The sequence below is a fragment of the Erwinia sp. genome, from assembly GCF_049696395.1.
In the GTDB taxonomy this organism is placed as follows: domain Bacteria; phylum Pseudomonadota; class Gammaproteobacteria; order Enterobacterales; family Enterobacteriaceae; genus Erwinia.
This window is the reverse complement of the sequence record NZ_JBAVTT010000176.1, coordinates 35,998-48,023: the sequence shown is the minus strand read 5'-3', so window position 1 is coordinate 48,023 and position 12,026 is coordinate 35,998. Positions and strand designations below refer to the sequence as shown.

The window sequence follows — 12,026 nt, the reverse complement described above, 5'->3', positions numbered from 1 at the left end:
GCGTTGATGCAGCCCAGGCGTGGCGCACGGTCGCAATCACCGTGATTCTGCTGGCGTTGGTGCCACTCTGCCGTCGTTGGCTGACTCTGCTGCCTTTAGGCGGGGAGACGGCTCGCTCGCTGGGCGTGGCACTGAAGCCTTCGCGCTTCGCCTTGTTGCTGTTGGCTGCCGGATTAACCGCCGCCGCTACGCTGACCATTGGTCCGCTGAGCTTTATTGGTCTGATGGCACCGCACATTGTCAGGATGCTGGGCTTCCGTCGTGCCGTTCCGCAAGTGGTGATGGCCGCGTTGATGGGCGGTGGTCTGATGGCGATAGCGGACTGGTGTGGACGGATTGTGGCGTTCCCGAATCAGATCCCTGCAGGGCTGCTGGCCACGTTTATCGGCGCACCTTACTTTGTTTATCTGTTGCGTAAGGTGTAAGGGAAGGCGGCTAAAAAAAACGCCTGATGAGAGATCACCAGGCGTTTTTTTGTTTGCAACGTGCTACTCCGTGGCCTCAGGTGCCACGCTAAGCCTGACAATGATCAGGCTAATTTAGCGAAGCTACGGCGTGCTGCCTCGACAGTGCGCTCGATATCCTGCTGGCTGTGTGCCAGAGACATAAAGCCAGCTTCGAAGGCAGACGGTGCCAGATAGACACCTTCTTCCAGCATCAGGTGGAAGAACTTCTTGAAGCGCTCCACATCACACTGGGTCACGTCCTGGTAGCTGGTCACTTCTTTGGCAGAGGTAAAGAACAGACCAAACATACCGCCTACGTGGTTCATCACCAGCGGAATACCGGTCTCTTTTGCCGCAGCCAGCAGGCCGTCAACCAGTTGCGTGGTCAGTGCGGTCAGCTTGTCGTGGCTGCCTGGTTTGGCAATTTCGCTCAGGCAGGCGAATCCAGCCGCCATGGCAATTGGGTTGCCAGAAAGCGTGCCAGCCTGATAAACCGGGCCGGTTGGCGCCAGCGCTTCCATCACGTCACGGCGGCCACCAAATGCGCCTACAGGCATACCGCCACCGATGATTTTACCCAGGCAAGTCAGATCAGGCTTCACGCCATAATGCGCCTGAGCACCAGCCAGCGCTACGCGGAAGCCGGTCATCACTTCATCAATAATAAACAGCGCCCCAAATTCGTCGCACAGCGCGCGCAGGCCCGGCAGGAAGTCAGCATGAGGCGGAATGCAGTTCATATTGCCTGCGACCGGCTCAACGATAATACAGGCGATTTCGTGAGGGTATTGCTCGAAAGCAGCGCGCACGGAATCCAGATCGTTGTAAGTACAGGTCAGAGTATGTTTAGCGAAATCAGCCGGAACGCCCGGAGAGTTAGGTTGGCCCAGGGTTAGGGCACCCGAACCGGCTTTCACTAACAGGCAGTCCGCATGGCCGTGATAGCAGCCTTCAAACTTGATGATCTTGTCACGGTGGGTGAAGCCACGCGCCAGACGGATTGCGCTCATGGTGGCTTCTGTCCCTGAGTTCACCATCCGGACCATGTCCATGGTTGGCACCAGGTCGGTGACCAGCTTCGCCATCTTCACTTCCATCTCGGTAGGTGCGCCGAAGCTCAGGCCGCGCTGGGCCGCTTCAATCACCGCGTCACGGATGGCAGGATGGTTGTGACCCAGCACCATTGGGCCCCAGGAGCCAACGTAATCAACGTACTCTTTGCCATCGGCATCGTATAAGTAAGCGCCGTCAGCTCGTTCAATAAAGAGCGGTACGCCGCCAACGCCGCTAAACGCGCGCACCGGGGAATTCACGCCACCGGGAATTAGTTGCTGCGCCTGAGCATACAGATTTTCAGACTTACTCATGGTTCCGCTCCTGAGGATGCATTAAGAAAAACCCGGCCATTCTAAGGGAACATGGGGCCTGGATAAAAGGCAAGTCGCGCTTTTGACACGATTAGAGAGGAAATTTTCCCGGGACATCGCGACTCAGGAGGGTAAGATATTGACCTATCTTTACTGAACAATGAACAGGATATGAACGAAAATACGTCATCTACTGAGCAATTGAACACTGTCCCGGCCCGGCGAGGCGACTTTTTACGCCTGATCCTCCGGAAAGATAAAACGCCTGCTGCAGTGCTGGTTGTCGCGGGCATTGTCGGCACGCTGGCCGGTTTGGTCGGTGTTATATTCGAAAAAGCCGTTAATGCAGTCGTTAGCCAGCGCCTGTCAATGCTGGCCACCGTGGAGAAGCACTGGGTGCTGGTTTTCCCTCTGGCTTTCATCCTCTCTGCGCTGCTGGCGATGGTGGGGTATTACCTGGTCAGACGATTTGCACCGGAAGCTTCTGGCTCCGGCATCCCGGAAATTGAAGGGGCGCTGGAAGAGTTGCGTCCGGTTCGCTGGTGGCGAGTGATCCCGGTTAAGTTCGTCGGCGGCATGGGGGCATTGGGGGCAGGCATGGTGCTGGGTCGGGAAGGGCCAACCGTGCAGCTGGGCGGGAATATTGGTCGGATGGTGCTGGATATTTTCCGCATGAAAAGCACTGAAGCCCGTCACTCTTTGCTGGCAACGGGCGCAGCTGCTGGATTGTCCGCCGCGTTTAACGCACCGCTTGCTGGCATCCTGTTTATTATCGAAGAGATGAGGCTGCAGTTCCGCTACAGCGTTATCTCTATCAAAGCCGTATTTATTGGCGTGATCATGTCCAGCATAGTGTTCCGCATCTTTAACGGCGAAGGCGCGGTGATCGAAGTGGGCAAACTGGCCAATGCGCCGGTCAATACTCTCTGGCTGTATTTGCTGCTGGGGATGCTGTTCGGCATCGTTGGTGTGTTGTTCAATGCGCTGATTTTCCGTACCCAGGATATGTTCCAGCGCCTGCACGGCGGCAACATGCGTAAGATCCTGATCATCGGCGGCGTGCTCGGCGGTGTTTGCGGCGTGCTCGGAGTGATTGAGCCGGAAGCGGCTGGCGGTGGATTTAACCTGATCCCGATCGCCGCAGCCGGAAATTATACCGTGGGCATGTTGTTGTTTATCTTTATCACTCGTGTAGTGACCACGCTGCTGTGTTTCGGCTCTGGCGCACCTGGCGGTATTTTTGCGCCGATGCTGGCTCTGGGGACGCTGCTCGGAACCGCTTATGGCATGGCCAGCGCTTCGCTGTTCCCGGCTTATCATCTTCAGGCTGGCACCTTTGCCATTGCGGGCATGGGCGCACTTTTTGCGGCCTCGGTAAGGGCTCCGTTGACCGGGATCGTGTTGGTTTTAGAAATGACCGATAATTATCAGCTTATTCTGCCGATGATTATTACCTGTCTTGGGGCAACCTTACTGGCACAGTTTCTTGGCGGCAAGCCGCTCTATTCCTCACTGTTGGCGCGGACGCTGGCAAAACAGCAGCAGAAAGACGATGACCAAGTGGCAGCACAGAGTGCCACGCAGGCTGCAGGGAAATCGGCGGATACTTGATTGCTATACTTGTGTATAAGATAATGATGCGAAAGAGGGTCGATTTATGACCTGGCAGGCAACCGCCTGAATGCATACTGGAGTATTAAATGAGTGACGATATAGCTCTGCCCCTGCAGTTTACTGAAGCAGCGGCCAGTAAAGTCAAAAATCTGATTTCAGACGAAGAGAATCCGGATCTGAAACTGCGTGTGTATATCACCGGGGGGGGCTGCAGTGGTTTCCAGTACGGTTTTACCTTCGATGACAAGATCAACGACGGTGATATGACCATTGAGAAAGCGGGCGTTTCGCTGGTGGTTGACCCGATGAGTTTGCAGTATCTGGTTGGTGGCGCGGTTGATTACACCGAAGGCCTGGAAGGTTCGCGGTTTATTGTGACCAACCCGAACGCGAAAACCACCTGTGGCTGTGGCTCTTCGTTCAGCATCTGATGATGTTGCCCCGGCGCTTTCGCTGCCGGGGGTCTTACCATTCAACCGTAACTAATTTAGACGCTTCCCGGTTCTTACTCTTTGTTGAGAGTACCGTTTCGGTCACTTTTGGCTGGGCCGATAACTGCTGGCCGCAGTTTACTGTGGGTGAGTTCGCTGGTGTAGTGCTTTGCCCGTCAATATGACATTGCGAGTAAATGGTCAGTTTGACCCCAATGCTGCCCGTAATGGACGCAGCACAGGCATGACCAGCCATCATAAGGCCAAGGGCCAGATAAACGGCTTTCATTGTATTGTCTTTCCTGGTGTAAAAAAATCCGGGCTTTCGCCCAAAAAACGGGCAGCGAGAAGAGAATATTTCGCCGCCTCGTTATTTTATTAACGACAATCTTTGTTGAAACTTTAACCGACTTTACTGCGGCCTTCAGGTTTCAGGTTTTTGCTCGGGGTGCAGTTGGCTGCACAATTGTTGAGCAGCCTGCATAATACGGGGTCCTGGGCGGCTAAACCAGTCATCATTTACGGCAATTATTGGAACGTTTAATTGTGGGCGCCAAAAGGCAGCAACGTCGTTGACCTGCTTTGCCTCTCCTCCCGTTACAATCACCGCCGGTTTGCGCATTAAGACTTGCTCGCGGCTCACCTGCGGCCAGGCAACCCGACTGTCAGCGAAAATATTTTCCCCGCCACACAGCTGCAAAATCTCATTCTGCAAGGTTTTGCCTGCAGCGGTGAACAGAGGATGCTGACCAAACTGCAGAAACACTCTTTTCTTTGCCAGCCCGCCATAGCGGTGGCTCAGCGTTTGCTGTTGCTGGCTCAATACATCAGCAGCTGCATCGGCTTTGGCCGGGTCTGGGCTCCACCTTTTCAGCTGCCGCAAACTGGCGATCACCTCTTTAACGGTGCTGCCTTCTATCCAGACGACTTTCACGCCAAAGGCACTGAGTTGATCCACCTGCCGTTGAGGATTGCCCCCACGCCAGGCGAGGACTACATCAGGCTTAAGCGCGAGAATACGTTCGGTATTGATGCCTTGCCAGTTGGCCACTTGCTCAACCTGCTTCGCGGCTGAGGGATAATCCGACCAGGCGCTGACGCCTACGGGGGTGATCCCCGCGGCGAAGGCCAGTTCTGTCAGATTGGGTGCCAGCGTAATCACTCTGGGCGTTGCCGCTGCTGCAGCAAAACAGGCAAGCAGCAGCAGGCAGGCGAGGAAGCGCTTAGCCACGGGACAGATTGGTCAGCAGGGTTTCAACCATCAGCGAAGATTGTTTAGCCGCTACTACCAGGAACTCATCGAAGCTCAGGTGCGATTCCTGATCGGCCACGTCGGAAATAGCGCGAACGACCACGAACGGCACCGCGAACTGATGACAAACGTGGGCAATCGCCGTGGCTTCCATTTCCACGCCAACTGCCTGTGGGAAGGTGGTACGAATGCGTGCCAGTGGCTCAGCGCCGTTAATAAACGCATCACCGCTTACGACCAGACCACGAACTGCGTTCAGTCCCAGCTGTTTAATGCAGGCTTCAGCTGCTTCAATCAGCTTCTCGTCAGCGGCGAAGGCTGCCGGGCAACCAGCCATCTGCCCTGGCGCATAACCAAAGGCCGTGACATCGGCATCGTGATAACGCACTTCATCAGAAACCACGATGTCGCCCACTTTCAGTGAAGGGGCCAGGCCACCCGCAGAGCCGGTGTTGATAATAAAGTCAGGTTTGCAAAGCTGCAGCAGCAGCGTAGTACCAAGCGCAGCAGACACTTTACCAATGCCCGATTTCAGCAGCGCAACGTCAACGCCATTGAGCGTGCCGGTATAGATTTCACAGCCTGCCAGCGTCAGCGTTTGACGGTTTTCAATTTTGTCGCGCAGCAGAGTGACTTCCTGCTCCATTGCACCAATAATGCCTGCTTTCATAGGGATACTCGCTAATGTGGTGGAATTAATCTGTCATTTCGGCGCATAGTCTATCATGGCAGGATGAAGGGCATCACGCGTACCAGGCATGAATCTGGCGCCGGACAATGGGAAGCAGGCATGACCGAAATCGACTTCAGGAAAAAGATTAATTATCAGCGTCGTTATCGTCCGATGCAGGGGCCGAAAGACGAACATGAGATTCTGCGAATTTTTGAGAGCGACCGCGGGCGCATTATCAACTCGGCGGCTATTCGTCGCTTGCAGCAGAAGACCCAGGTTTTCCCGCTTGAACGTAATGCCGCGGTACGTTCGCGGCTGACGCATTCGCTTGAAGTGCAACAGGTTGGACGTTATATCGCCAAAGAGGTTTTGACCCGGCTGAAGGAGTCAGGCCAGCTGGAAAACTACGGGCTCGATCAACTGACCGGCCCGTTTGAAAGCATTGTTGAAATGGCCTGTCTGATGCACGACATTGGTAATCCGCCTTTCGGTCATTTTGGGGAATCCGCTATTAATGACTGGTTCCGCCAGCGGATGGATAACAACTTCTTGCCGCCGGACGAGCGTGCCGACCGCTGTGAACCGGAAGTGCTGCGCTATAAAACCGATGGCTTTAACGATCTTCGTGCAAAGATTCGTCAAGATTTATCCCAGTTTGAGGGCAATGCTCAGGCGATACGCATGGTGCATTCGCTGTTGCGAATGAACCTGACCTGGGCGCAGGTCGGCTGCATTTTGAAATATACCCGGCCAGCGTGGCACAGAGGAAAAATTCCACCGGGCCACGATTATCTGATGAAAAAACCGGGATATTATCTGGCGGAAGCAGAATACGTTGCCAGATTACGCAAAGAACTGGATCTTCAACCGCACTGTCGTTTCCCCTTGACCTATATCATGGAAGCGGCGGACGATATTTCCTATTGTGTGGCCGATCTTGAAGATGCCGTTGAAAAGAATATATTTAGCGTTGAACAACTCTACGAGTACTTATTCGAACTTTGGCCAAACCATAAGCCGAATGATCTCTTCAGTTTAGTGGTAACCAGCGCGCTGGAAAAATCCAGAAGTTCCCAAACCAGCCGCAGCAGTGAAGATCAGTTCTTTATGTATTTGCGGGTGAATACCGTTTCCCGTTTAGTCCCTCACGCCGCCAGCCGCTTTATTGATAATTTGCCTGAAGTGTATGAAGGAAAATTCAATGGCGCGCTGCTGGAAGATGGCAATGCCCAGAGCCAGTTACTGGAAATTTTCAAGAAAGTTGCGTTTCGTCATGTGTTTAACCACCCTGACGTTGAACAGCTTGAGCTGCAGGGTTACCGTGTAATCAAAGGGCTGCTGGATATTTATCACCCTTTACTGATGTTGAGTCAGGAAGAATTTGCCGAGTTGATAGAGAAGGATTATTTAAAAGGCTATCCAATAGAGACTCGTCTTTTCCATAAACTCTCTACTCGTTTTCGCCTGGCATATAGTGAGGCTGTGGGTCGCCTGGATAATCGCGCTGGAGATATTGCCATCTGGGAATATTATTACCGGGCGAGAATGTTGCAGGATTACGTCAGCGGTATGACAGATTTGTATGCATGGGATGAGTACCGTCGTCTGATGGCGGTGGAATAACGTGGGAAGTACTTTCAATTGTAAAGGCAGAGAATAAATATTTACCTTTTGCTGAAACTTTTTCATGAACTTAGCGTTAAAAATTAACTCTCATCATCACGACCACAGCAATGGTTGCATAATTGGACACTAGAGAAACAGACGCATGAAAAAAACATTTTTAGTAAGCGCGTTGGCTCTGAGCCTGGGAATGGCGATGACCCCGCTGGCTGCTTCTGCAGCCGAAACGGCTTCTTCTTCCAGCCAGCAGTTGCCAAGCCTGGCTCCAATGCTCGAAAAAGTGATGCCCTCGGTTGTGAGCATCAATGTTGAAGGCAGTACCACGGTGAAAACCCCGCGGATGCCGCAACAGTTCCAGCAATTCTTTGGTGATAACTCACCATTCTGTCAGGACGGCTCGCCGTTCCAGAGCTCTCCGATGTGTCAGGACGGCGGTGCTCAGGGACAGGGCGGAGGAGAGACAAAGCAGGAGAAATTCCGCTCGCTGGGCTCTGGTGTGGTGATTGATGCAGCCAAAGGCTATGTCGTTACCAACAATCATGTCGTAAACAATGCGACAAAAATTCAGGTTCAGCTGAGCGACGGCCGCAAATATGATGCGAAAGTCATTGGCAAAGATCCCAGCTCTGACATCGCTTTAATCCAGCTGATAGACGCGAAAAACCTGACGGCAATCAAGATTGCTGATTCTGACGATCTGCGTGTGGGCGACTACACCGTGGCTATCGGTAACCCGTATGGCCTGGGTGAAACGGTCACGTCAGGGATCGTTTCCGCGCTGGGCCGTAGCGGCCTGAATGTGGAAAATTACGAGAACTTTATCCAGACCGATGCCGCAATTAACCGGGGTAACTCGGGCGGTGCGCTGGTGAACCTGAACGGTGAGTTGATTGGTATTAACACCGCGATCCTGGCACCGGACGGTGGCAATATCGGTATCGGCTTTGCTATCCCAAGCACCATGGTAAAAAACCTGACCGCGCAGATGGTTGAATACGGCCAGGTGAAACGTGGCGAGCTGGGCATTATGGGCACTGAGCTGAATTCCGAGCTGGCGAAAGCGATGAATGTTGATGCTCAGCGTGGCGCATTTGTCAGCCAGGTTCTACCGAACTCCTCAGCGGCGAAAGCGGGTGTGAAGGCCGGTGATGTCGTGACGTCCATCAACGGTAAGCAGATCTCCAGCTTCTCCGCGCTGCGTGCGCAGGTTGGTTCGCTGCCAGTCGGCACTAAAATGTCTCTGGGCTTAATCCGTGATGGCAAACCGGTAACGGTGAACGTCGAGCTTCAGCAAAGCTCTCAGCCGAAAGTGGAATCGGCGACGATTTACACCGGCATTGAAGGCGCTGACCTGAGCAACTTTGACGAAAAAGGGGCGAAGGGTGTGAAGGTTGATAACGTGAAGGCTGGTTCTGCCGCTGCGCGCATCGGTCTGAAGAAGGATGATGTGATCCTGGGCGTGAACCAACAGGCGATTGCTAACCTGGGTGAACTGCGCAAGATTCTGGACACCAAACCTTCGGTCCTGGCGCTGAATATTCAGCGTGGCGACAGCTCTATTTACCTGCTGATGCAGTAATTTCTGGAAGTGCCGACCTTACTCGTCGGCACTTCTTGCCACTTTCCCACCGCAGTAACCCTTCTCTTTGTGATGCTCCCCGCAATTTTTACAGTCCAAACCGTGCTTAGTGCAGATGCACAATGTTTCGTCTTTGTTGCACAGGTATGCTGACCGGATAACGCTTTTCTGGAGCAGTGAATGGCTACCTACCATCTGGACGCCCGCCTGGCGCAGGACATCGTCGCCCGCACGATGCAAATTATTGACAGCAATGTCAATGTGATGGATGCGCGTGGGCGGATCATTGGCAGCGGCGATCGCGAACGTATTGGTGAAATGCACGAAGGCGCGCTGCTGGCTTTGTCCCAGGCGCGTGTGGTGGATATTGATGAAGGCGTGGCTAAACATCTGCACGGCGTGCGGCCAGGCATTAACCTGCCGATGCGCATTGACGGCGATATTGTTGGCGTAATCGGCCTTACTGGCGCCCCAGATACCCTCAGACATTACGGCGAGCTGGTCTGCATGACCGCTGAGATGATGCTGGAGCAGGCTCGGCTGCTGCATATGCTGGCACAGGACAGCCGCCTGCGTGAAGAGCTGGTGCTGAACCTGATCCGCAGCGAGACGCTTTCCCCGGCATTAGTTGAGTGGGCACAGCGCCTGCGCATCGACCTCAATCAACCCCGGGTTGTGGCGGTGGTTGAGGTGGACAGCGGCCAGCTTGGCGTAGACAGCGCAATGTCCGAGCTGCAACAGCTGCAAACTCTGCTGACCACGCCGGAAAGAGATAACCTGATTGCCATCGTGTCGCTGACCGAAATGGTGGTGCTGAAACCAGCTTTTAATGCACATGGCCGTTATGATGCCGACGATCACCGGAAGAGGGTGGAGTTGTTACAGTCGAGAATGACCGAAAGTGGTCATCTGCGGATGCGCATAGCGTTAGGGAATTTTTTCACCGGACCAGGCAGCATCGCCCGTTCTTACCGGACCGCGCATACCACGATGGTCGTAGGCAAACAGCGGATGCCGGAGCAGCGCAGCTATTTCTATCAGGATCTGGTGTTGCCGGTATTGCTGGACAGCCTGCGCGGTGGATGGCAAGCCAACGAACTTTCCCTGCCGCTGGCCAAACTTAAGTCGATGGATAACAACGGCTTGCTGCGCAGAACGCTGGTTTCCTGGTTCAGCAATAACGTTCAGCCTTCGGCAACCGCTAAAGCGCTGTATATCCACCGTAATACGCTGGAATACCGCCTGAACCGTATCTCTGAACTCACCGGGTTGAATCTGAGTAATTTTGACGACAGATTGCTGCTGTATGTGGCGCTGCAACTCGATGAGCAACCTTGAGGGAAGGGCATAAAAAAAGGCGGAGAGTTCTCCGCCTTTCTGTTGCAGACTGCCGGTAATTAACGGCCGTTGCGGGTCAGCTTTTCCAGATCGGATTCGATCTCGCTGATTTTGTTGGAAACCACGTGCTCCAGATGGCGCAGGTCTTCCAGAATCTTACGTTTCAGATCCACTTCAACCTGGTCGCGCTGGCAAATCTGGTCCAGCTCATCAATCACATAACGCAGGTTCGGGCTGATTTCCTGAATTTCTTTGTAACCCTGGCTGGCGTTATCGGCCACCACAGTTTTGCGCTGACGTGGGTATTTAAACTTCACGCTCTTCGCGAAGAATTCGCCTTTGTCCTTACGGAAATAGATTTTCAGGATATCGTTGCTGGCTTCCTGACGCAGGCTGTAACGGTCGATGTCGTCGGGATTAGAAATGCCCAAGCCTTTCAGATTGTCGTACATAGTTTGCTTCCTAAGTGAAGTTTGGTCGTTCCGGCTGCGCATCGTGAATCCTGCGTTATGCAGTGCTCACCTGCATCATGGAAGGGTATCCAGAGTACTGGTTGCGCGCTTTACGCCTTGTCTTCACTTAGCTCGCTCGTCCGTACTTCAGCGAAAAATGGCCTCGCTAAAACAGCAGTCCGGGTCACGATAAGTTTAAGGGATTAAATCAACGGCGCGGATTATCGCTCAGTTGTTGCGCAATAGCATCCGTTATTTCGATGCGCGAAACAGGTTGTTGGCAGGGGAAGTGTAAAGAAAAGATTACGGGCCACAGAGTGTGGCCCGGAAGAGATCAGTCGATGGTACGCAGCAGTTCGTTGATGCCCACTTTAGCGCGGGTTTTAGCGTCTACTTTCTTCACGATAACCGCACAGTACAGGCTGTAGCTGCCATCTTTAGAAGGCAGGTTACCGGAAACGACCACTGAACCAGCTGGCACGCGGCCATAAGTCACTTCGCCCGTTTCGCGATCGTAGATTTTGGTGCTCTGGCCGAGGTAAACGCCCATTGAAATCACCGCGCCTTCTTCAACGATCACCCCTTCAACCACTTCTGAGCGTGCGCCGATGAAGCAGTTGTCTTCGATGATAGTGGGGTTAGCCTGCAGAGGCTCAAGCACGCCACCAATGCCCACGCCACCCGACAGGTGCACGTTTTTACCAATCTGAGCACAAGAGCCGACGGTAGCCCAGGTATCCACCATTGAGCCTTCATCAACATAAGCACCGATGTTGACATAAGAAGGCATCAGCACGGTGTTACGGGCAATATAAGCACCCTGACGCACGGCCGCTGGCGGCACAACGCGGAAGCCTTCTTTCTTGAAGCGGGCTTCATCGTAGTCGGCAAATTTCATCGGAACTTTGTCGTAGAAACGGCTTTCTGCACCGTCAATCACCTGATTGTCATTGATGCGGAAGGAGAGCAGCACGGCTTTCTTCAGCCACTGATGCGTAACCCACTGACCGTCGATCTTTTCTGCGACACGCAACGCACCGCTGTCCAGCAGGGCGATAACCTGGCTGACGGCTTCGCGGGTAACGGTGTCGGCATTAGCTGGAGTGATCTCCGCACGACGCTCGAAAGCGCTCTCAATAACATTCTGTAATTGTTGCATTAATTCAGATTTCCTGTGTCAAATCATGTTCCAGGTGCGGGAAGACTGTCCGGTTTTCGGCAGGCCGAATCGGGTCACTCTGCCCCACAAGG

General features: G+C 53.6%; 12 protein-coding genes. 6 read left to right on the top strand and 6 right to left on the bottom strand.

Going from position 1 to position 12,026, the window contains the following annotated elements:
- Positions 1-425: iron chelate uptake ABC transporter family permease subunit (locus WCC56_RS20425; RefSeq protein WP_424694143.1), on the top strand; the 425-nt coding region annotated here is incomplete at its 5' end.
- Positions 426-529: 104 nt separating this feature from the next.
- Here the strand turns inward: WCC56_RS20425 and hemL are convergent.
- Positions 530-1,813, bottom strand: a complete 1,284-nt coding sequence (hemL, locus tag WCC56_RS20420) for a glutamate-1-semialdehyde 2,1-aminomutase (RefSeq protein WP_424694142.1) — start codon at positions 1,811-1,813, stop codon at positions 530-532.
- Positions 1,814-1,984: 171 nt separating this feature from the next.
- Here hemL and clcA point away from each other — a divergent pair, with 171 nt between their 5' ends.
- Both clcA and erpA read left to right on the top strand, forming a co-directional pair.
- Positions 1,985-3,424 (top strand): H(+)/Cl(-) exchange transporter ClcA, encoded by a 1,440-nt coding sequence (clcA, locus tag WCC56_RS20415; protein ID WP_424694141.1) that lies wholly within the window; start codon positions 1,985-1,987, stop codon positions 3,422-3,424.
- 89 nt (positions 3,425-3,513) lie between these two features.
- Positions 3,514-3,858 (top strand): iron-sulfur cluster insertion protein ErpA, encoded by a 345-nt coding sequence (gene erpA / locus WCC56_RS20410; protein WP_041691911.1) that lies wholly within the window; start codon positions 3,514-3,516, stop codon positions 3,856-3,858.
- Positions 3,859-3,892: 34 nt separating this feature from the next.
- Here the strand turns inward: erpA and WCC56_RS20405 are convergent, their stop codons facing one another.
- The 3 genes from WCC56_RS20405 to mtnN all read right to left on the bottom strand — a co-directional run bounded on the left by WCC56_RS20405 (position 3,893) and on the right by mtnN (position 5,780).
- Positions 3,893-4,147 (bottom strand): hypothetical protein, encoded by a 255-nt coding sequence (locus WCC56_RS20405; RefSeq protein WP_424694140.1) that lies wholly within the window; start codon positions 4,145-4,147, stop codon positions 3,893-3,895.
- A 135-nt stretch (positions 4,148-4,282) separates the two neighbouring features.
- Positions 4,283-5,089 (bottom strand): vitamin B12 ABC transporter substrate-binding protein BtuF, encoded by an 807-nt coding sequence (gene btuF / locus WCC56_RS20400; RefSeq protein ID WP_424694139.1) that lies wholly within the window; start codon positions 5,087-5,089, stop codon positions 4,283-4,285.
- Entirely contained in the window at positions 5,082-5,780 is a 699-nt protein-coding gene (mtnN, locus tag WCC56_RS20395; protein ID WP_424694138.1) for a 5'-methylthioadenosine/S-adenosylhomocysteine nucleosidase, read from the bottom strand. Before mtnN ends, btuF begins: the two co-directional genes overlap by 8 nt.
- 120 nt (positions 5,781-5,900) lie before the next feature.
- Between mtnN and dgt the strand changes: the two genes are divergently transcribed.
- The 3 genes from dgt (at position 5,901) to WCC56_RS20380 (ending at position 10,323) form a co-directional block, all read left to right on the top strand.
- Positions 5,901-7,406: a dGTPase gene (gene dgt, locus WCC56_RS20390; protein WP_424694137.1), complete on the top strand. Its 1,506-nt coding sequence runs from the start codon at positions 5,901-5,903 to the stop codon at positions 7,404-7,406.
- Positions 7,407-7,551: 145 nt separating this feature from the next.
- On the top strand, positions 7,552-8,985 hold the full coding sequence (degP, locus tag WCC56_RS20385) for a serine endoprotease DegP (protein ID WP_424694136.1): 1,434 nt from the start codon (positions 7,552-7,554) through the stop codon (positions 8,983-8,985).
- Between the two features lie 180 nt (positions 8,986-9,165).
- Positions 9,166-10,323, top strand: a complete 1,158-nt coding sequence (locus WCC56_RS20380) for a CdaR family transcriptional regulator (RefSeq protein WP_424694135.1) — start codon at positions 9,166-9,168, stop codon at positions 10,321-10,323.
- A 59-nt stretch (positions 10,324-10,382) separates the two neighbouring features.
- Here WCC56_RS20380 and WCC56_RS20375 read toward each other — a convergent pair whose 3' ends face one another.
- Both WCC56_RS20375 and dapD read right to left on the bottom strand, forming a co-directional pair.
- Positions 10,383-10,775: a DUF3461 family protein gene (locus tag WCC56_RS20375; protein WP_424694134.1), complete on the bottom strand. Its 393-nt coding sequence runs from the start codon at positions 10,773-10,775 to the stop codon at positions 10,383-10,385.
- A 334-nt stretch (positions 10,776-11,109) separates the two neighbouring features.
- On the bottom strand, positions 11,110-11,934 hold the full coding sequence (gene dapD / locus WCC56_RS20370; protein ID WP_013200841.1) for a 2,3,4,5-tetrahydropyridine-2,6-dicarboxylate N-succinyltransferase: 825 nt from the start codon (positions 11,932-11,934) through the stop codon (positions 11,110-11,112).
- Positions 11,935-12,026 lie beyond the last annotated feature (92 nt).